The following is a 20,860-nucleotide window of genomic DNA, read 5'->3' as shown; positions in this document are numbered from 1 at the left end:
CTGCGCGATCTTTTTTCGCTCCAGCCTATGGACAACGCGAATCACGTTTGATTCTTTACTGAAGATTCGGATGTGCGGCGTTTCCGGATCGTCAACAGAAAACCAGGTTGGGGAGCCGGTTATGGCAAAGGCGGACGCGTGGCTCGCGGCCGGAGGGTGGATTTTTTCCCGGCGAAAGCGCCGTCGCGAGGGCAATCTCGCTGGCCATGCGCGCATCATCGCGGAACCTGCCTACCAGAAGCTGCTCGCAGCGGAGCCTCTCTTGCGACGGTCCATCCCGACCCTCATCGTCATCTTCCTGCTGGTGGTTAGCGCCGCCCGCGCGATGTCGTTGCTGGCATGGCGCGACGACGTGGAGCGCAACGCCAAGGCGGTGCTTGGTCTCGCCGCCGGCGAACTCGTCAATGCCCTGATGCTGGCAAAGGCCGATGGCGATCCCCTGCCCGGCGTGCGTCAGGATCTGCTCGAACGGACCGGCCAGCATGGGGCGATGGGCGACCGCTACATCCTCGCAGTGACCGACCGCTCCTTCACGGTACTGGCGGCGACGCCGGAGTCAGTGCAGCTCGAAGGCAAGTCGCTGCCGACGCTGATCAGCGGCGGGCAGCCCCTGTTCATGTTCGGCCAGCGTGCCGGCGTCATGGACGTAACCATCGACGGCGCCGACTGGTTTGCCGCGGTCGGCCTCACCGACAACCGGGACGGCGCGGCCGTAGCGCTGATTTCGCAGGACGCGGTGTTTGCCGAGTGGCGCAAGACCGTTTCGCTCAACGTCTCGCTGTTCGTGCTGACGTCGGGCATCCTGATCGTCATCCTCTACGCCTATTTCAGCCAGGCGGCGCGGGCACGTGCGGCCGACCGCATCTACCTCGAAGCGCATCAGCGCATCGACCTCGCGCTGGTGCGCGGCCGCTGCGGCCTGTGGGACTGGGACATGGTGCGCGGCAAAATGTACTGGTCGCGCTCGATGTACGACATGCTCGGCTACGAGTACTGCGACACGATGCTGTCGTTCGGCGAAGTGGCCGAGATCATCCACGCCGAGGACGGCGACCTCTTCCACCTCGCCAACCGTATCGTGTCGCGCGAAGTCGACAATATCGACCAGATATTCCGCATGAAGCACGCCAACGGCCAGTGGATCTGGGTACGGGCGCGCGCGCAGGTGGTCGACCCCGACGCCTCGGAAATCCAGCTCATCGGCATTGCCGTCGACGTCACCGAGCAGCGCAATCTCGCGCAACTCTCAGAAGTGGCCGACCTCAGGCTGCGCACCGCCATCGAGAACATCACGGAATCCTTCGTGCTGTGGGATGCCGCCAACCGGCTGGTGATGTGCAACACCAAGTACCAGCAGGACAGCGGGCTCAGCGAACGCGACGTCGTGCCGGGCGCCAGCCGCGAGGTACTGGAGCAAAAGATGCTCCCGCTGGCCTCCGAACGGCGGCTGGCCAACGCCAACGGGCCGCGTGGCGCGGCGACTTTCGAACGCCAACTGGCCGATGGCCGCTGGCTGCAGGTCAACGAGTTGCGGACCCGTGACGGCGGCACCGTCTCGGTGGGTTCCGACATCACGCAGATGAAACAGCACCAGGAAAAGCTGGTCGACAGCGAACGCCGCCTGATGGCGACGATCCACGACCTCAGCCTGGCGCGCAAGGCCGAGCAGGAGCGCGGCCGCGAACTGGTCGACCTCAACCGGAAATACATGAAGGAAACCGAGCGCGCCGAAGCGGCAAACCGGGCGAAATCGGAGTTCCTCGCCAACATGTCGCACGAGCTCAGGACACCGCTCAATGCGATCATCGGCTTTTCCGAACTCATGCAGTCGTCGCTGTTCGGACCGCTCGGCTCCGACCGTTACAAGGAGTATGTCAGCGACATCCATTCCAGTGGCAATTATCTGCTCGGCGTCATCAACGACATCCTCGACATGTCGAAGATCGAAGCCGGCCAGTTCTCGATGGACCGCGAGGAAATCGACCTTTGCCCGCTGATCCGCGAGACGGTGCGGGTGGTGTCGCTGCAGGCGGCCCAGAAATCGATCGCCGTCGAGACCAGGATCGCCGACAAGATGACGCTGTTTGCCGACCGCCGCGCGGTCAAGCAGATCGCGCTCAACCTCCTGTCCAACGCCGTAAAGTTCACCGGGCAAGGCGGTCAGATCATGGTGCGCGCCCGCAACGTCTCGGGCGCCATGATGCTGAGCATCGAGGACAATGGCTGCGGCATTCCGAAAGAGGCGCTGAGCAAGCTCGGACGGCCGTTCGAGCAGGTGCAGAACCAGTTCTCGAAGAACCATACCGGCTCCGGCCTTGGGCTGGCGATTTCCCGCTCGCTGGCCGAACTTCACGGCGGCGCGCTTAAAATCCGCTCTAGGCAGGGAGTCGGCACCATCGTGTCGGTGCGCATCCCCGTGCGCAAACCGCCGGCCCGCAGCGCCGCGAGGAAACTCAGGGCAGCCGCCTGACGGGCCTCGTCCTGCATCAGGGATTTATCCCTTTTGGAGCACTCTCCCGCCCTTCCAACCGAACGGCGGGGAGAACGCAAACCGGTCAGTTGTCGGCATTGCCGCGACGGTCTTTCCAGCGGCGCGGAATCTCGTCCTTGACGATCTTGCCGTCATTGTTGCGGTCCATCAGCGCAAACATCTTCTTTTCGCGATCCTCGATCGCCTTGGTCGTCAGTGCGCCGTCGCCGGCCTCGTAGCGGGCGAGGATGCGCTTGGCCATCCGCTCGAAACGCGCCTTCTCCAGCGCGTCGGCAAGCTGTGCGACCGTGACCTTGCCGCCGTTGTCAGCAACGATCTTCTTCAGCCGCGTATCCATCGCCGCGGAGAACTGGTCGAAGGTAAGGCTGCCATTTTGATCCTTCATGGCCTTGTCGAGACGCATCATCATGCCGCGGCGCCGACTGTCGCCCGATTGATCATCGGCATAGGCTGCGCTTCCGATCACGCCGGCCAAGCCGGCGAAGGCGATCGCGAGTGTGGTCGACTTTCTCATGGTCTTCTCCTGTTGCACCCGTTACCCCCGATGCAGTGGAAACGCCCTGGCCTGCCCATCGCCGGCGTCAGCGTTCCCCACGAAGCAGAAGGTCGAAGTCGCTTCGCACCTTCCGCGCCGTCTCTTGGACATGTGCCTCCAGCACACGGAAATCCGGCAGATCGCTGGTTCCGACCAGGAGGTCCGAAAGGCCCGGCGGAACATCTTCCGGCTCGAACGCGCCGGTCAGGCACAGCCTGATCATCTGCGTCAGCGCCGAATAAAGCGCATGCGCCTCCACAAGCTCGTGCCTGATCTGGGCGTCCGCCATCTCCGGTGCGAGGCGCGCGAGCTGCTCATGCGTACCGGTGGCCCTCGACACACCGGATATCTGGCCGGTCAGCGCCGCACACTGCCCGATGAATTCAAGATCGATCAGCCCGCCTGGAATGAGCTTCAGGTCCCATTTGTCGTGCGGCGGCTTTTCCTTCTCGATCATGGCGCGCATCTCCGCCGCTTCCCTGGCCACCTTCGCCCGGTCGCGCGGCAGCGCCAGGATTTCCTCGACTTCGGTTTCCACCGCCGCTGCGAGCCTTTCGTCGCCCGCCACCGCGCGCGCGCGCGTCAGCGCCATGTGCTCCCAGGTCCAGGCATCGTTGCGCTGGTATTTGCTGAAGGCCGAAAAATGCGTCGCCACCGGCCCCTTGTTGCCGGAGGGGCGCAGCCGCAGATCGAGTTCGTAGAGCACGCCCTCCGCTGTCGGCGCCGAAACGGCCGCGATCAGCCGCTGGGTCAGCCGCGAATAGTAGTGCGACGGCGCCATCGGCTTTTCACCGTCGGATTCTTCGGCATCTTCGTCGTGATCGTAGAGCAGGATCAGATCGACATCGGAGCCGGCGGTCAGTTCGCGGCTGCCGAGCTTGCCCATGCCGAGGATCACCACCCTGCCGCCCGGCACCTTGCCGTGCCTGGCCGCGAATTCGTCGGCAACCGCGTCGAGGGCAGCACCTATCGTCAGGTCGGCGAGATCCGAAAAAGCCCTGCCCGCGCGTGCCGGCTCGATCGACCCGGTAAGCAGGCGCACGCCGATCAGGAATTTCTGTTCCGCCGCGAAAATGCGCAGCCGGTCGAGGATTTCTTCGTAAAGAACCATGCCGTCGAGAAAGGCTTTCAGCCGTGCCGCCAGGTAGGCCCGGTCAGGCAGTTCCGACAGCAGCAGAGGGTCGAGCAGCCCGTCGAATACATGCGGGCGACGCGTGATGATGGCTGCAAGCCGGGGTGCCGCCCCCATGACGGTCGCCAGAAGTTTCAACAGCGCCGGATTGGATTGCAGCAGCGAGAAGAGCTGGATGCCTGCCGGCAACCCGGCAAGGAACTCGTCGAAGCGCATCAGCGCCTCGTCGGCCCGCTTCGTCTGGCCGAAGGCGCCGAGCAGCGCCGGCGTCAGTTCGGTCAGGCGCTCGCGCGCTTCCGCCGACTGTGTCGCGCGATAGCGGCCGAAATGCCAGCCGCGAATGACCCGGCAGATGTCGCTCGGCCGCTGGAAGCCCAGATTGGCGAGCGTCCGTAACGTGTCGGGGTCGTCGACATCGCCGGTGAAAACCAGGTTGCCGACCCCGGCGGAGAGCTGCGGCGCGGTCTCGAACAACGCGGCATAGTGTCGTTCGACCAGTTGCAGCGACTTGCGGAACGCCGCTTCGAACGCCTCGCCGCCGGCGAAGCCCAGCATCCTGGCGATCCGCTCGATACCCTCGTCGTCGTCCGGCAGCGTGTGCGTCTGCTCGTCGGCGACCATCTGGATCGCATGCTCGACGCTGCGCAGGAACCAGTATTGCGCAATCAGCGCATCGCGCGCTTCCGCCGTGATCCAGCCATGCGCTTCCAGCGCTTTCAGCATCGGAACGGTCTCGCGGCCACGCAGTTCGCGAAACCGCCCGCCGGCGATCAGCTGCTGCGTCTGCACGAAAAACTCGATCTCGCGGATGCCGCCGCGGCCGAGCTTCACATTGTGGCCCTTGACCGCGATCTCGCCATGTCCCTTGTGGGCATGGATCTGGCGCTTGATCGAATGAACGTCGGCAATCGCCGCGTAGTCCATGTACTTGCGCCAGACATAGGGCAGCAATTCCCTGAGGAAGGCTTGGCCTGCCTCGATGTCGCCGGCCACCGGCCGCGCCTTGATCATGGCGGCGCGTTCCCAGTTCTGGCCGCGGCCCTCGTAATAATTCAGCGCCGCCTCGACCGGAATGGCGAGCGGCGTCGAGCCGGGGTCGGGACGCAGGCGCAAATCGGTGCGGAAGACGTAGCCGTGCTCGGTGCGGTCCTGAAGGATACGGACCAGCCGGCGCGTCAGGCGGGCAAACAGGTCGACGCTCTCGAAGGGATCGGTGATCGCCGGGGCACCCGGCTCGACGAAGACGATCAGGTCGATATCGGACGAAAAGTTGAGTTCATGCGCGCCGAGCTTGCCCATGCCAAGCACGATCCAGCCGGAATCCGTGGCAGGATTTTTCGGATCCGGCAGCTTGAGCTTGCCCTGGCTGTGGGCATCGCCCAGCAGGAAGTCGACGGCGGCGCCGACGCAGGCATCGGCAAGGTCCGCCAGCCGCCCGACCGTCATTTCCGTCGTCGCCTCGCCGGAGAGCTCGGAAAGCGCGATCAGGAAATGCGCCTCCGTCTTGAGGATGCGCAGGTCCTTCATCAGGCTCGCTTCGGAAACGTCGGCAGCGCTGGCGCATTGACCGATCGCGGCGCGCACCTGCTGCAAGCGGTCCTCAAGCGCGACGTCGAACAGGCGGTCGAGCATTTCCGGCTGGCGGCGCGCGCAATCGCGCATGAAGGGCGAGAGATTGAACACCGCGCCGAGGAAATCGGCCGCCGCGCTTTTCCCCGCCAGCAACCCGGCAAGGCGCGTCAGGCCGTTTTCGGTGGCGACTTCCGCCATGTCGGAGAGTTCCCGGCGAGCTTCATCGGCATCGAGCGGAGCAAGTTCGCGCAGCGTGGCGCCAAACCAGCCCGCGCCTGTTTGCTTCTGCTTTGCCGAAACGACCGTCATTCGCCACCTTTCGCGTCCGGGAACACCATTGTGACGGATAATCCCGGATTGTTGTCGGAAAGATCAAGCTGCCCGCCGTGAAAACGAATGACTGCCTTGGCAAGGCTGAGGCCGAGGCCCGAGCCCGGCTGCGAACGGCTTTCTTCCAGACGCACGAACCGTTCGGTGGCGCGTTGCCGGTCCGCCTCGTCGGCAATGCCCGGCCCATTGTCAGCTATACGCAGGCGGATTTCCGCCGCCGTCTTCTCCAGCGACACCACGACGCGCGGACTTTCGGACGCGCCGGCGGAATATTTGATCGCATTGTCGACGACGTTGGAGAGGGCCTGGCCGATCAGCTCGCGGTTGCCGTCAACCACGAACGAACCGTCGACCGACGCCTCCAGCACGACACCGACATCTTCGGCGGCCGGCTCGTAAAGCTCGACCACGTCGCGCACCGCGTCGGCCAGGTCGACCTTGGTCACCGATTCGGCGGAATAACCGGCCTCCAGCCGCGAAATCATCAGGATGGCGTTGAAGGTGCGGATAAGCTGGTCGGATTCGGCGATGGTCGCCTCCAGCGTCTCGCGATATTCGGCCGGCTTGCGCTTGCCGGCGAGTGCCGCCTCCGCACGGTTGCGCAGCCTGGTCAGCGGCGTCTTCAGATCGTGCGCGATGTTGTCGGAAACCTGCTTCAGGCCCTCGTTCAGGGTGCCGATCCGGCCCAGCATGGCGTTGAGGTTTTCAGACAGGCGGTCGAATTCGTCACCGGCGCCGGTCACCGGCAGGCGGCGCGTCAGGTCGCCTTCCATTATGCGCGCGCTGGCTTCCGAAACGCTGTCGATGCGCTTCAGCGCCCGTCTGCCGACCAGAAACCAGATCAGGAATGCGCCGACGCCCATCATGCCGAGCGCGAACATCAGCGCCCGCTGCACGACACTGCGGAAGCGCTCGGGTTCGCCAAGGTCGCGGCCGACCAGCATGATCATCTGGTTGGGCAGCCGCAACACCACCGCGATGGCGTGGTGGCGCCCGTCGGCCGGCCGGGCGGTGGATTCCAGCGCCGTGTTGCGCTGCTCGCCGCCGCGCTCCCCCTCGCCGAAGCGCTGGTACGCAAAAGGTCGCTCGGTCCAGCCGTCACCCTCCAGCACGCCAGGTTCCAGATTCTCGACGTTGCCTGACAGGATGCGGCCGTTGGGGTCTGCGATCAGATAGAGATTGGCGCCGGGCTGGCGTGCCCGCCTCTCAATGGTGCGCACGAGAAAAGGCAGGCCGCCGCGCTGGTAGGCCTGGGCCAGACCTTGCACTTCCTCGTTGATCGTCTCCATCGTCTGGCCGGCAAGCATGCGGGCCGAGAGCGACGTCATGTAGAAAACCAGCACCACCGCGCAGACCGCGAACAGAAGCAGGTAGAGCGCGGAAAGCCGCGCCGCCGTTGTCCGCATCATCGCCGAAAGCTTGGCCAGCATCAGCCGGCCTTCAGCATGTAGCCGGCCCCGCGAACCGTGTGCAGGACCGGGCTTTCGAAACCTTTTTCGATCTTACCGCGCAGCCGCGAGACGTGAACGTCGATGACATTGGTCTGCGGATCGAAATGATAGTCCCAGACGTTTTCGAGCAGCATCGTGCGGGTGACCACCTGGCCGGCATGCCGCATCAGATATTCAAGCAGGCGGAATTCGCGCGGCTGCAGGGTGATCTCCTTGCCGGACCGCCGCACGGTATGCGACAGCCGGTCGAGTTCCAGATCGCCGCTGCGGTAGACAGTCTCGACCTCCTTGGCGCCGGCGCGCCTGTTCAGCACCTCGACGCGGGCGAGAAGCTCTGAAAAGGCATAGGGCTTGGTGAGGTAATCGTCGCCGCCTGCGCGCAGGCCGGTGACCCGGTCGTCCACCTCGCCGAGCGCCGAAAGGATCAGGACCGGCGTCGTGTTGCCATGGGCACGAAGCTCGGCGATCACCGACAGCCCGTCGCGGCGCGGCAACATGCGGTCGACAACCAGCACGTCATATTCGTTGGTGTCGGCAATCGCGAAGCCCATCTCGCCGTCGGAGGCCAGATGCGCGGTATGCCCCGCCTCGGACAATGCCTTCTGCAGATAGTCGGCCGCCTCGCGGTCGTCTTCGATGACCAGAATCTTCATGGGGTCCTTATACGCGAAATCCTTGAACGGTGCGGAGCCCATGACTTTGCCTCCTGGCGTGTAACTTCGAAAGCCGAAATCCTGTTCCGGCTGCGCAGATTAAGAAAACCGCGGTTTCCTGCCCCGCTGCGCCGGCGGATGCAGCCATCGAAGAAAGACGGCAGCAGGCGATGGGACCTGCTGCCGTCGGAACCGGACAACTCTACGCACCGGCTCCTTCTTGTCCGGACCGGCGGACCAGGGGGTGTTTGATCCGCCGCCCCGAAAAGAAGCACTCAACCCTTCGAGACAGGCAGCGCCACGAAGCGGCTGGTGTTGTCGCGGGTCACCTGGACGAGGACAGCCTTGCGGCCGGCCTTGACGGCGTCGGCCATCGCTGCGGAAACATCGGCGGAGCCGCTGACTTCCTTGGCGTTCACTGCCACGATGACATCGCCCGCCTGGATGCCGCGATCTGCGGCATCGCTTTCCGGATCGACATCGGTGACGACGAGGCCCTTGCCATCATCGGCCGGCGAGACGGTCAGGCCGAGGCTTTCCAGCGATTCGGCTCCTGGCGCCTCGCCGTTGCCCTGGTCGAGGTTTGCCTGCTTATCGGCGTTGGGCAGTGTGCCGAGATCGACCTTGACCGTCTCGGTTTTGCCCTTGCGCCAGACAGTGACGTCGACGGGCTTGCCCGGCGCCATATTGCCGATCAGGCGGGAAAGTTCCCTGGGCGAAGCGACCTCCTTGCCGTCAACGGCAGTGATGATGTCGCCGGCAACGATACCGGCCTTCGTGGCCGGGGTACCGGCTTCGGCTTGCGAGACGAGCGCGCCCTTGGTTCCGGTCAGGCCGAGCGATTCGGCGATCTCGGTGTTGACGGGCTGGATCTGCACGCCAAGGAAGCCGCGCTGTACGCTGCCATTCTTCATGAGATCTGCGACCACCTGCTTGGCGGTCGAGGCCGGGATTGCAAAGGCGATGCCGACATTGCCGCCCGACGGCGAAAAGATCGCGGTGTTGATGCCGACGACCTCGCCGTTGAGGTTGAAGGCCGGACCACCGGAGTTGCCACGGTTCACCGCAGCGTCGATCTGGATGAAGTCGTCGTAGGGGCCGGCGCCGATGTCGCGGCCGCGCGCCGAGACGATGCCCGCCGTCACCGTGCCGCCGAGGCCGAACGGATTGCCCACGGCAACGACCCAGTCGCCGACGCGAACCTTCGCATCGTCGGCAAAGGAGACATAAGTGAACTTGCGGCTGTCATCGACCTTGAGAACGGCAAGATCCGTGCGCGGATCGGTGCCGATCAGTTTGGCATCGAGTTCGGCGCCATCGTCCATCACGACGGTGAACTCGGAGCCACCTTCGACCACGTGGTTGTTGGTGACGAGATAACCGTCTTCAGAGATGAAGAAGCCGGAGCCTTGGGAGACGGGACGCGGGGCGCGGTCACGACGGCTGAATCGGCCATCGCGGTCGCCACCCTGCTCGCCATCACCGCGGAACTCGCGGAAAAAGCGCTTCAAGGGGTGGTCGTTCGGCAGGTCTTCGAAACCGCGCGGACCGGAAAACATATCCGAGCCGTCGTCCGCGGCGGGCTGGACCTTCGCCTTGACGCGAACGCTGACCACCGCGGGGGAGACGCGCTGCACGACGTCGGCAAAACCCGGGGCCTGCGGGCCGTCGACACGGACAGCCTCGGCAAATACCGGTACGGTGCCGGTGGTGATGGCGCCAAGGCCGATAGCGCCAGCTATCGCCATCGATGCGGCGGCAGCCAACAGGCGACTACGGGACTTCGACATTGATTTGGGGGAAGTAGGCATTTCGCTCATTGTCCTCTTCGTTGGAAGAATTCCAGGGATGCTTGGGGAGGTTTGCATCCGATAGGACAAGAGATAGAAGCCGTCACATTACGGCGCCATTTCCGGTTGATGAAACTTTCGTAATGTTGAGGGTGCGGTGGCGAAGATTGAAAGCCATGTTTCTGTGCAGGCCGCGATAACAAGCTGGCTGATCGGTCCCGCCCGGCGGCATGGCAGCCCAGAAGAAATCGTGGGCGGCCTGGCGGAGCGCCTGGTCGATGCAGGCATACCGCTCCGGCGCGTGCGCATCGGTCAGTCGGTCGCCAACCCGCTTACCGCCGCCTGGGGTGTAGTATGGACGTCCCATGCCGGCACGGAGCTCTACTCGGTGCCGCGCGGCATGCTGGCCACTGATTCCTACAAAGGCAGCCCGTTCGAACACGTCATCGTCACCAGGACGAGCGTGCGCCACTCACTGGAGAACCTCGTCGCTGGCCGCGACCATCCTGTCCTGTTCGAGGTCGCTGCCGGCGGCAGTACCGGCTACCTCGCCCTGCCCATCGAATATGGCGACGGCTCGGTGCAGGTCGGCGCCTTCACCACCGACCGACCCGGCGGCTTTTCCGATCGGGAGATGGATCTGATCGAGATGCTCGCCCCGGCCATCGGTGCCGCGCTGGAGCCGGCCGCCATGCGCCACTCGATGGCGAGCCTGCTCGAAGTCTATCTCGGCAGCGGCCCGGCCGAGCGCATCGGCAAGGGAGCATTCCGGCGCGGCCAGACGACGGAGATCGACGCTGCCGTCGTCATCACCGACCTGCGCGGCTTTACCGGCCTTTCGGAACGGCTGGCGCCGGCGGACCTGCTGGAGAGCCTTGGGACGTATTTCGAAGTGGTGGTCGATGCCGTGCGCTCGGAGGGCGGAGACGTGCTCAAATTCATCGGCGACGGCGTGCTTTCCGTCTTTCCAGCCGATGGCGACGGCCGCGCGGAAGCCTGCCAGCGCGCCGCCCGCAGCATCGTCCGGGCCTTCGGGCAGCCCACCGCCTCGGACAAGCCGTTCGTCGCCGCTATCCACTACGGTCCGGTCGTCTACGGCAATATTGGCAGCCTCGACCGGCTCGACTTCACTGTCGTCGGCCCGACTGTCAACTATCTCAGCCGGCTCGAAACCGCCGCCAAGCAGCTCGACAGGAAGGCAGTGTGCTCACAGGAGGTCGCCGCGGCCTTACCGCCGGAGATGGTCGCGGATCTTGGGCAGCACATGCTGAAGGGATTTGCCGAGCCGCAAGCGGTGTTCGAACTGAAAGTAACCGAAGCCAGCTTGCCCTGACCGGCGACGCTTCCACCTTTCCGGTTCTACTTCTCGGCCTCTTCCAGCACGCGGCTGAGTTCCGCCTTCTCCTCGTCGGACAGCACCGCCTCTGTGCGCTTGCGCGAGCGGGCCGAAACCACCGCGAAGATACCCCCGCCGATCAGGAGGATGATCGGCGTGCCCCACAACAAGGCGTTGCGGATGTTGAAGCGTGGTTTCAAAAGCACGAACTCGCCGTAGCGTGACACCACGAAATCCATCACCTCAGCGTCCGAATCGCCCGCCGCCAGCCGTTCGCGCACCAGCACGCGCAGGTCGCGGGCAAGTTCGGCGTCGGAATCGTCGATCGACTGGTTCTGGCAGACCATGCAGCGCAGTTCGGCCGACAGCGCCCGCGCACGCGCTTCGAGCGCCGGGTCGGCAAGCACCTCGTCGGGCTGCACCGCATGGGCGATGCCGGCTGCGGCAATCGCGAAAAGCGCCGCGGCGATACGCAATGAGAGGCACTTGCCGGTCACGACACGCTCGCGGCAGGCTTGTCGACAGATGGCTTCGCCCGCTTTGCCGGTGCGCCGACGCGAAGCCGCCGGTCCATCAGGGAGATCGTTCCGGCAATCATCATCATCAGGCCGCCGAGCCAGATCAGCGTGACCATCGGCTTCCACCAGACGCGCACGACTATCCCGCCGTCTGCGGTGGCGTCGCCCAGCGATATATAGAGCTGGCTCAGGCCCAGCGTCTTGATGCCTGCCTCGGTGGTAGGCATCTGGCGCACGGGATAGAAACGCTTGGCCGACATGATCTCGCCAAGCACCTGCCCCCCGCTTCCCGACAGGACGAAGCGGCCCTGGTCTTCGGTGTAGTTCGGTCCCTTGAACGGCTGCGTGCCCTCGAAACGCAGGGAGTAACCGGCGATATCGAGCGTCTCGCCGGGCCGCATGGTGACGATCCTTTCGGCTTCGAGCGAAACCACGCCGACAATGCCGAGAACGGTGAGGCCGAGCCCGAGATGCGCGAGTGCGGTGCCGAACACCGAGCGCGGCAGGCCGATCAGGCGGGAAAACGCCACCGACGGCTTCACTTGCGGAATGCCGGCCTTCAGCACGAGGTCGGTCAGCGCACCAAGGATCAGCCAGAACGCCAGCCCGGCGCCGAGAGCCGCAAAGACCGAAGCCCCATCGACGAAGAAAAGCACCACCAGGACCGCCAGCAAAGCGCCGCCGAAAGCAAACATCAGCCGCTGCGCCGCACCCAGCAGGTCGCCGCGTTTCCAGGCGAGCATCGGTCCGAACGGCACAAGCGCCAGAAGCGGGATCATCAGCAGTCCGAAGGTGAGGTTGAAGAACGGCGCACCGACCGAGATCTTGTCGCCGCTGACCGCCTCGATGAACAGCGGATAGAGCGTGCCGATCAGGACCGTCGCCGCGGCTGTGGTCAGGAACAGATTGTTGAGGACAAGCGCGCCTTCGCGCGAGATCGGCTGGAAGATGCCGCCGGCTGTGAGCGACGACGCGCGCAGCGCAAACAGCGCCAGCGAACCACCGATGAAGACGGTGAGGATGGCGAGGATGAAGATGCCGCGGCTCGGATCGGTGGCAAAGGCGTGCACCGACGTCAGCACGCCGGAACGGACGAGGAAGGTGCCGAGCAGCGACAGCGAGAAGGTGAGGATGGCAAGCAGGACCGTCCAGATCTTCAGCGCCGAGCGCTTTTCCATCACCAGCGCCGAGTGGAGCAGCGCGGTGCCCGCCAGCCACGGCATGAACGAGGCGTTCTCAACCGGGTCCCAGAACCAGAAGCCGCCCCAGCCGAGTTCGTAATAAGCCCAGTAGGAACCCATCGCGATGCCGCCGGTGAGGAAGACCCAGGCAGCCAGCGTCCACGGCCGCACCCAGCGCGCCCATGCCGCATCGATGCGGCCATCGATCAGGGCCGCGACCGCAAACGAGAAGCAGATGGAGAAGCCGACATAGCCGAGGTAGAGCATCGGCGGGTGGATGGCGAGGCCGATGTCCTGCAGGATCGGGTTGAGGTCCTGCCCTTCGAACGGCGCCGGCGTCAGCCGCGCAAACGGATTCGAGGTGGCAAGCAGGAACAGCATGAAGGCAGCGCCGATCCAGCCCTGCACGGCCAGCACGTTGGCGCGCAGCGAAGCCGGCAGATTGGCGCCGAAGCTTGCCACCAGCGCGCCGAAGAAGGTGAGGATCAGCACCCAGAGCAGCATCGACCCTTCATGGTTGCCCCAGGTGCCGGTGATTTTGAACAGCATCGGCTTCAGCGAATGGGAATTCTCCCAGACGTTCAGCACCGAGAAGTCCGACTGCGCATAGGCCATGGTGAGCGCGGCGAACGACAGCGCGATCAGTGCGAAACCGGTGATCGCGGCGGGACCGCCGACCGCCATCATTCGCTCGTTTCCGGTGCGTGCGCCGATCAGCGGCACCGTCGATTGAACCAGCGCCAGCGCGAAGGCGAGCACGAGGGCGAAATGGCCGGTCTCGACGATCATTGCGTGGTCTCCTGCCAGACGCCCTTCGCCTTCAGGCTGTCGGCCACTTCCTTGGGCATGTAGGTCTCGTCGTGCTTGGCCAGCACGCTGTCGGCGACAAACGTCCCGTCCTGCCTGAAGCTGCCTTCGGTGATCACACCCTGCTTTTCCCGGAAGAGGTCGGGCAGGATGCCGTTGAACACCACCTTCACCGATTTTTCTGTATCCGTCACCGAAAAGGCGACTTCGGTCCCCTGCCCGCGCACGATCGTGCCTTCTTCCACCAGGCCGCCCAGCCTTATCCGTTGGCCAGGCGCCACCGTCGCCTGCTGTAGGTCGGCCGGCATATAGAAATACGATGCCTTCTGGCCGAGCGCATAGAAGGTCAGCGCCGTCGCCAGGCCGAGGAAGCCCAGCGCACCGCCGATAACCGCCAGCCGTTTTTGTTTGCGCGTCACCGGCTACTCCGTTTTCGCAAGCCCGAGCGAGGCGGCGAATGCCTGAAGCCCCTTGGCTTCCTCGCTGTCGGCGCCAAGGGCTGCGACGCCGCGCTGCAATGCATCGCGGGCGGCGTCGGCATTGCCGAGCACCTGGTGTGAACGCACAAGGCGGCGCCATCCTTCCGCATCGCGCGGATTTGCCCGCAATCTTTCGTCGAGCTGCGCCACCATCGTCTCGATCATGGCGGCGCGATCCTGCGGCGACATTTCGGCCGCCGCGTCGATCTGATCCTGGCTTGGGCCGTCCGCGGGGGCGTTGCCGGCTGCAAGCGAGGCGCGGCGCTCGGCCTCGGCGATGGCACGCCCGATCGGGGATCGCCAGGGCGAATCCGCCGGCAGCGTGCCAAGCATTGCCTGCCAGGCAGCAGCGGCCTCCGTGAGCTTGCCCTCCTGCGCGAGCGCGCTCGCCAGGTAGAACTGCGCCTTGGCATTTCCGGGCTCGGCCGCCAGCGCGCGGCGGAAGGCCGCTTCCGCATCCGCCGAAATCATGCCGCCGGCGGCCATGGCGATGGCCTCGCCGAGCCCGCTTTCCCGATCGGCGGTGGTGCCGTTGATTGAGATCGTGTTGCGGTAGGCGATCACCGCGTCGCCGGCGCGGCCGATGCGCAGATAGATCGGCGCCAGCACATCCCAGCCGCGGCCATCTTTGGGATTGGCGGCAAGATGCGCTTCGGCGCGCGCCACCAGTTCGTCGACCGAGCTGTCGGCCGGATTTTTCGCCAACCGGTCCTGCAGCGGCTGCGACGGCAGGGCGGGCGAGCCCAGGAAGGCATAAAGCCCCCACGCGATGAGCGGTATGGCCAGCACGGCTGCCATGCCGGCGGCGCGCTGAGCTGTCCCGTTCGAAGTGGTTGCCGATGTCGGCTGGTTGCCGAGCCGCAGGATGCGGCGTCCGATCTCGGCGCGGGCCTGTTCTGCCTCGGCAGCGGCAATCAGGCCGCGGGCAGCATCCCGGTCGACCTCGGCGAGTTGGTCGCGATAGACTTCGAGGTCATGGCTCCCGGTGGAATCCCCGGCTTCCCGGCCACGCACCAACGGCAGCAGCACCGCCATGCAGGCAGCCAGTGTCAGAAGCGCGGCAACGACCCAGAAAAGCATATGACCTCAATAGCCACACACTTTACCCATGCCAATGCGGCCAATTGACGAGAAGATCGGCTCTTCAATGACATGCGCAAGAGAGGGTGTGTTGAGATTCAGGTCAGGCCGAGCCGGAGTCGAAGACGGGCGCGTCAGCGACCAAACAGGTGGATTTCGAGAACCGGAGCGCAGCGTACATTTGAGTACATGAGCACCGGAAGCGCAGAAAACCGTCATCTACAGGCCGGCATCACCTGAATCTCACACACACTAGGTCAGCGGCGTCCAGCTGCCGTCGGCATTGCGGCAGGCGGTGCCGCGCGCCCGCTTCGGCTGCCCGCCGGTGTAGACCGTATGGGCGTATTGGCGGCAATCCTGCGAGCCCACCCGGTAGGGCGAAGCCGCGACGACCTCGCCATAGCGGCCGCCGGCCTTGTCGCCCCAGACCACCGTCTGGGCGTTCGGGGTATATTCGAGCGCGCGATATTCGGCTTCGAGGGCGGATCGGCGCTCGCTCCGGCTGAGTTCGGCGCCGACCGAACCGCCGACAAGCCCGCCGCGCATTTCGGTGATGATCGCCGTCGCGACCTTTTCGGAGCCGGCGTTGCCGGTGACGCCTTCCGTCGCCGCCCCGATCACCGACTTGCTGCCTTGCGAGGCGCACCCCGTCACGGTCAGCATGCCAGCCAGAAAAGCCAAATAAATCTTCATCTTGTCACCGGAAGTCTTGGCTCTTCGGCCGGGTCGATCGTGCGTCCGTTTAGAACATGCGTAAAATCAAGACATAAAGCGCTAAATGCGAATGCGACGCGCTTTATGAACCATGTTTGGCCGAATTTTGACCATGGCGAAAGTAGGATTTCGATGAAACGTCAAAGCGCCGTCCGCAGTTGCACGGTCGCCTTCAATCCCCCCAGTCTGGAGCGTTCCAGCCCCAGTTTTCCGCCGTATTCGTTGACGAGATCCGCCACGATTGCCAGTCCGAGCCCGGTTCCCGGCTTCGTTTCGTCCAGCCGCCTGCCCCGCTTCAGGACGTCGCGCGCCTTGTCTTCGGGAATGCCGGGGCCGTCGTCCTCGATCGCCAGCTCGAACGCTCCGACACCCGGCTCCGGACCGTCGACGGCTTTCAGCGAAACGACAACCGCACTGCCCGCCCATTTCATCGCGTTTTCCAGCAAATTGCCGACGACTTCCTCGAAGTCCTGGCTTTCGCCGGCAAAGAGCAGCTCGTCCGCCGGCAATTCCAGCGTCACCAGCGTCTTCGGGTTCAGCTTCCCCATCACCCGCACCAGCCGCTTCAGCAAGGGTGACAGCGGCGTCCGGTAGACGACGCTGTCGCGCTGTGCGGCAATGCGGGCGCGTTGCAGGTAATGTTCGAGTTGCTGCTGCATCGCAGAGGCCTGCACCTCGATCAGCCTGCCCTTTTCGCCGCCGATGATGCGCGCTTCGTTGAGCAGGACGGCTAGCGGCGTCTTCAGCGAATGGGCGAGATTTCCGACCTGGGTGCGCGACCGCTCGACGATGCGCTTGTTGTTCTCGATCAGCGCGTTGGTCTCGTTGGCCAGCGGTTCGATTTCGGCCGGAAACTTGCCGTCGAGCCGTTGCGCCGTGCCCTCGCGAACCTTCGACAGCGCCTCGCGTACTCTCGCAAGCGGGCGCAGGCCCAGCATGATGGCAATCGCGTTGATGGCGACCATGCCGGCGCCGAAGATCGAGAGATAGGTGAACAGCCGGCCCTGAAATGCGCCGATCTCGTTTTCCAGTTCTGTCCTGTTGCCCATGACCCGGAAACGCGCAACGCGGTTCTCGGCATCGAGCACGAACTCGCTTTCGAACACCTGCAGGTCCTCGCCGGCGATGCCGTCGGTCTCGTAGCTGCGCTGGAATTCGGAATTGAACGGCACGGTCGTCGCCGGCGGCGACGGGATCGCCTCGCTCATCGAGAGCGAGCGCAACTGGCCGGTCAGCCCGCTGGAAACCGGCTCCACCGCCCAGTACCACCCGGAATCCGGCTCGGAGAAACGCAGGTCGCCGAGATCGACGCTGCCGGTCAGCGCGCCACCCTCGGAGACGCCGACCGAACTGATCAGGTTGAACAGATGTGCCGAAAGCAGACTGTTGAAGCCGCGCTCGCTTGCCTGCCGGTAGAGCGTGCTGATGATCGTCGAGATGATCAGCAGCGTCACGATCGCCCAGACCGTCGACAGCGCGATGATGCGAAAAGCCAGCGAGCGCGGGACGAGTGTCACGCCGCGACCTGGCGATGGTGAGTGAAGCAGGGTCTCGCCGGCCTCGCCGTCACGCCGCCGGCTCGCGCATCCGGTAGCCCATGCCGCGCACGGTTTCGATCATGTCGATGCCCATCTTCTTGCGCAGGCGGCCAACAAACACTTCTATGGTGTTGGAATCGCGGTCGAAATCCTGGTCGTAGAGATGCTCGACCAGTTCGGTGCGCGACACCACCTCGCCCATGTGGTGCATCAGATAGGCAAGCAAGCGGAACTCGTGCGAGGTGAGTTTCAGCGGCACGCCGTCCACGTCGGCCTTCGACGCCTTGGTGTCGAGGCGCAGCGGCCCGCACGAAAGTTCGGACGAGGCATGTCCCGCGGCCCGGCGGATCAGCGCCCGCACCCGCGCCAGCACCTCTTCGATATGGAAGGGTTTGGTCACATAGTCGTCGGCGCCGGCATCGATGCCGGCCACCTTGTCGCTCCAGCGGTCGCGCGCGGTGAGGATCAGCACCGGCATCTTGCGCCCGGCGCGCCGCCACCGCTCAACCACGCTGATGCCGTCCATCTGCGGCAGGCCGATATCCAGCACGACAGCATCGTAAGGTTCGGTGTCGCCGAGATAATGCCCCTCCTCGCCATCATAGGCGCGGTCGACCACGTAACCGGCGTCAGTCAGCGAATCCGCAATCTGACGGTTCAGGTCCTTGTCATCCTCAACCACAAGTATCCGCATGGTATCACATACACGCTCTTGGAGAAGTCAATCGAGGATAGGCGAAAGGCCCATCCGTTGGAAACGGCGAGGCCATCACCCCTGCGGCACCACCATCTGCACGCGGCGCGGACGCTCGCCATCCTTGCCGGGAACCAGCACGACGATGACGCAGACCGGCTGCCCGCCGCTCGTCGAAGGCGACGCCTTGGCCAGCGTGCCGCCGTTTTGCGCGGCGATCTGCTCGCCTATGGCGTAGCAGTCGCTTTGCACCGGTATCAGCAGACTGTCGGCCGTCAGAGGCGCGACAGGCATCGCAGCCGCTTGCGAGGCAAGCAGGGCCAATCCGGAAAAGGCAGCAATTGCAGATCGAAGCACTGAGCGAAATCCTTCCATGGCGCTCTTCTAGCCGATCGCTTCTGAACGTTAAATGAACGCTGGTTCAGCAATAACTAATGTAATCAACGGCATTGTTCTCCGTTTCAACAATATCGCCCGAACAACGCAGCACCGTATGTCAGCCGATGCGGTCCTTGGCCGAGAGCCTGCCGAAGATCGCAACCAGTCCCGCGATCGCCGCCACTGCCTGGAGCAGCGTATCGGCCAAAGCGGAATTGTCCAGCCCCTCGACCGGCAGTCCGAGCATCCCCGCCAGAGCCGTGGCGACGGTGATCAGCGACGCCCAGATGGTGCGCGAAAGATACCAGGCTTTTATCTCGTTCATGCTTCACCCTTTTCAGCTCGTGAAACTTTGTCGGTCAGAGAGCCTGTTTGATAACTCGCTGCGGTGGTCAAATGGCGGTGGTTTCGAACCGGAGCGGAGCGTACATTTTGGGTACGTGAGCACCGGAAGCGCAGAAATTGCCATTTGCAGCCCGCCATCACGGATTTTCTCAACCCAATGACAGCCGGCGGGTGCACGCAAGTCCCCAGCCGGCCGTGGCGCTCAGTTGCGAGACGGTCACGTCGATTGCGGACGGGATCGGCGAAAAATCGGCGGCCATCTGCGCCGCCCCACAGGTCCAGCCCTGCGTCGGCGATATCGCCGTTCGCACCGTCGGGCCGCCGGGCGCGGATATTTCGATGCGGTAGGTTTCGCTTTCTTCGCCGAGCGGAATGTCCAACCCCTGCCAGCTGTCGGCGTCGATGCGGCCGCACCGCTTCCAATCGATCGCAAAATCGCCTGCCGCGGTCTTCCTGCCCCTCAGGTGAACCGGCGCCAGCGGCAGGCTCGAGCGCAGCCCGCCCGTCACCGACTGCTGCACGAAATTAGCGTCGGAGAAGTCGTACCCGGCCGGCCCCACCCGCCAGTTCATCGGCAACCTGCATTCGGCCGGCAACAGGCCGGCGGAAAGCACAGCCTCGTCGATCAGCACGAAATGCGCGCCGGCGGCCGCACCGGCGGCCATGGCGTCGGTCGTTCCAAGCTGCCCCCGCAGCAGGCCGGAAATCTGCCACGCATCCGGCGCAAACTCCGCTGCGTTTTCATACTGAATCAGCTCCCAGACGCCCGTATTCGATCTTACCGCCGCGACATTGCCCCCGTTCAACAATTGCAAGCGGCTGACATCAGTGAGTTCCCCGTCGAAAAGCTTCACCCTGGCGATCGTATTAGTGTCGACGCGTCCCGAAAAACCCGGCCCCAGCGGTTCAAGAAGCTGTCCGACGGTCGCAGCCTGGGGGATCGACGCCCGCTGGACGAAGCCGGTTTGTTCGGGCGACGCGAAGGCGATCTGGCTTCGCCAGGCGCGGTTCCACGCCGCGATCCGCAACTGCCGATGCGGTTCACGCGCGCCAGGCGCCATCGGCAGGTCGAGCAGGATCGCCAGCGGCCTGCCCGCAACCGTCAAGCGCTGGTTGGGCGCCACCGGCAGCGCGCCGCTGGACGGCCGCAGCGCCGAACGCGTCACCTGCCGCGCCGAGACCTTACGGATCAGCCCGTCTTCGACTTCGGTGACGAGAAAATCCGCATTGCCTGCCGCCGGGATCTGGATGATGGCACCGGGCTCGATCCCGGCATCGGGCGCGGGAACCGCGAACGAAACGCTTTCGCGCCGCGACCATGCCCGCCGCATCCATTCATCCAGCAGCGCCGAGGCCTCGGCGGTCTCGAGCACGCCAGGAAAGCCGATCGTCTCCTGGCGGTGGCCCAGGCCGCCTGCTTCACATGCCTCGCCGATCCCGCCTGGTAATCGGCTAATGCATCGCGGAACCCCAGCACCGCCTCGGTCGGCAATTGATGGTCGGGAATGCGCACGACCTCGACGGCCGGATTGTTGCCGTCGACCACCAGTTCGGTAACCGCGACAGCCGCCGCCTGCCGTGCGCCCTCGCTTCGGAAGACCAGTTTCCCGCCGGCTTCGCAGACGGCGAGCCCGAACAGGTCGATCACCGGTTCGAACGCGGCGCGCGCCGACGGTGGATCCGAGATGACATAGCCATGCATCGTGCCGTCGGCATTGGCGACATCGGCCGGCGGCAATCCGTGCTCGGCCAGCACCGCATTGATCAGGTCGCCGCAGGCCACGCCGTTCAGGCGGCCGTTCAGCCAGTGCCCCAGGCGCCAGTTGGTGCCGTCCC

The 20,860-nt window shown here is 64.7% G+C and carries 16 protein-coding genes and 1 pseudogene; 2 read left to right on the top strand and 15 right to left on the bottom strand.

Going from position 1 to position 20,860, the window contains the following annotated elements; genetic code table 11:
* The first annotated feature begins 121 nt into the window (after nt 1-121).
* Nucleotides 122-2,470 (top strand): PAS domain-containing sensor histidine kinase, encoded by a 2,349-nt coding sequence (locus tag F3H98_RS15045; protein ID WP_149760954.1) that lies wholly within the window; start codon nt 122-124, stop codon nt 2,468-2,470.
* A gap of 85 nt (nt 2,471-2,555) precedes the next feature.
* On the opposite strand, the gene F3H98_RS15040 is transcribed toward F3H98_RS15045, so the two are convergent.
* The 5 genes from F3H98_RS15040 to F3H98_RS15020 form a co-directional block, all read right to left on the bottom strand.
* On the bottom strand, nt 2,556-3,005 hold the full coding sequence (locus F3H98_RS15040; protein WP_149760953.1) for an EF-hand domain-containing protein: 450 nt from the start codon (nt 3,003-3,005) through the stop codon (nt 2,556-2,558).
* A 67-nt stretch (nt 3,006-3,072) separates the two neighbouring features.
* Complete coding sequence (locus tag F3H98_RS15035; RefSeq protein ID WP_149760952.1) at nt 3,073-6,039, bottom strand: bifunctional [glutamine synthetase] adenylyltransferase/[glutamine synthetase]-adenylyl-L-tyrosine phosphorylase; 2,967 nt, start codon at nt 6,037-6,039, stop codon at nt 3,073-3,075.
* Nucleotides 6,036-7,490, bottom strand: a complete 1,455-nt coding sequence (locus tag F3H98_RS15030; protein ID WP_149760951.1) for a sensor histidine kinase — start codon at nt 7,488-7,490, stop codon at nt 6,036-6,038. Before F3H98_RS15030 ends, F3H98_RS15035 begins: the two co-directional genes overlap by 4 nt.
* On the bottom strand, nt 7,490-8,164 hold the full coding sequence (locus tag F3H98_RS15025; RefSeq protein ID WP_149761049.1) for a response regulator transcription factor: 675 nt from the start codon (nt 8,162-8,164) through the stop codon (nt 7,490-7,492). The genes F3H98_RS15030 and F3H98_RS15025 overlap by 1 nt, the downstream gene beginning before the upstream one ends.
* Nucleotides 8,165-8,439: 275 nt before the next feature.
* Nucleotides 8,440-9,975 carry a Do family serine endopeptidase gene (locus F3H98_RS15020; protein ID WP_149761048.1) on the bottom strand — a complete coding sequence of 512 codons (1,536 nt, stop codon included), beginning with the start codon at nt 9,973-9,975 and terminating at the stop codon, nt 8,440-8,442.
* A gap of 136 nt (nt 9,976-10,111) precedes the next feature.
* Here F3H98_RS15020 and F3H98_RS15015 point away from each other — a divergent pair, with 136 nt between their 5' ends.
* Nucleotides 10,112-11,287 (top strand): adenylate/guanylate cyclase domain-containing protein, encoded by a 1,176-nt coding sequence (locus F3H98_RS15015; protein ID WP_149760950.1) that lies wholly within the window; start codon nt 10,112-10,114, stop codon nt 11,285-11,287.
* A gap of 26 nt (nt 11,288-11,313) precedes the next feature.
* On the opposite strand, the gene F3H98_RS15010 is transcribed toward F3H98_RS15015, so the two are convergent.
* The 10 genes and pseudogenes from F3H98_RS15010 to F3H98_RS14965 all read right to left on the bottom strand — a co-directional run bounded on the left by F3H98_RS15010 (nt 11,314) and on the right by F3H98_RS14965 (nt 20,726).
* A complete protein-coding gene (locus F3H98_RS15010; RefSeq protein ID WP_244621732.1) occupies nt 11,314-11,787 on the bottom strand; it encodes a cytochrome c-type biogenesis protein in 474 nt (157 codons plus the stop codon).
* Nucleotides 11,784-13,775 carry a heme lyase CcmF/NrfE family subunit gene (locus F3H98_RS15005; RefSeq protein ID WP_149761046.1) on the bottom strand — a complete coding sequence of 664 codons (1,992 nt, stop codon included), beginning with the start codon at nt 13,773-13,775 and terminating at the stop codon, nt 11,784-11,786. The genes F3H98_RS15010 and F3H98_RS15005 overlap by 4 nt, the downstream gene beginning before the upstream one ends.
* Complete coding sequence (gene ccmE / locus F3H98_RS15000; protein ID WP_149760949.1) at nt 13,775-14,215, bottom strand: cytochrome c maturation protein CcmE; 441 nt, start codon at nt 14,213-14,215, stop codon at nt 13,775-13,777. The genes F3H98_RS15005 and ccmE overlap by 1 nt, the downstream gene beginning before the upstream one ends.
* Before the next feature lie 3 nt (nt 14,216-14,218).
* Entirely contained in the window at nt 14,219-15,355 is a 1,137-nt protein-coding gene (gene ccmI / locus F3H98_RS14995; RefSeq protein WP_149760948.1) for a c-type cytochrome biogenesis protein CcmI, read from the bottom strand.
* Nucleotides 15,356-15,607: 252 nt separating this feature from the next.
* Nucleotides 15,608-16,048 (bottom strand): hypothetical protein, encoded by a 441-nt coding sequence (locus F3H98_RS14990; protein WP_149760947.1) that lies wholly within the window; start codon nt 16,046-16,048, stop codon nt 15,608-15,610.
* Nucleotides 16,049-16,209: 161 nt separating this feature from the next.
* The gene (locus F3H98_RS14985) at nt 16,210-17,586 is read right to left on the bottom strand and encodes an ATP-binding protein (protein WP_149760946.1); all 1,377 of its coding nucleotides are present in this window, start codon (nt 17,584-17,586) and stop codon (nt 16,210-16,212) included.
* Nucleotides 17,587-17,635: 49 nt separating this feature from the next.
* Nucleotides 17,636-18,301 (bottom strand): response regulator transcription factor, encoded by a 666-nt coding sequence (locus F3H98_RS14980; protein ID WP_149760945.1) that lies wholly within the window; start codon nt 18,299-18,301, stop codon nt 17,636-17,638.
* 75 nt (nt 18,302-18,376) lie between these two features.
* Nucleotides 18,377-18,676 carry a hypothetical protein gene (locus F3H98_RS14975; RefSeq protein WP_149760944.1) on the bottom strand — a complete coding sequence of 100 codons (300 nt, stop codon included), beginning with the start codon at nt 18,674-18,676 and terminating at the stop codon, nt 18,377-18,379.
* Nucleotides 18,677-18,797: 121 nt separating this feature from the next.
* Entirely contained in the window at nt 18,798-19,004 is a 207-nt protein-coding gene (locus tag F3H98_RS14970) for a hypothetical protein (protein WP_149760943.1), read from the bottom strand.
* 169 nt (nt 19,005-19,173) lie between these two features.
* Nucleotides 19,174-20,726 (bottom strand): annotated as a pseudogene (locus F3H98_RS14965) (phage tail protein).
* Between the last annotated feature and the right edge of the window lie 134 nt (nt 20,727-20,860).

Origin of the sequence: Neomesorhizobium albiziae (assembly GCF_900114255.1) — a bacterium.
Taxonomy (GTDB): Bacteria; Pseudomonadota; Alphaproteobacteria; order Rhizobiales; family Rhizobiaceae; genus Neomesorhizobium; species Neomesorhizobium albiziae.
This window is presented reverse-complemented; position numbering and strand designations above follow the sequence as displayed.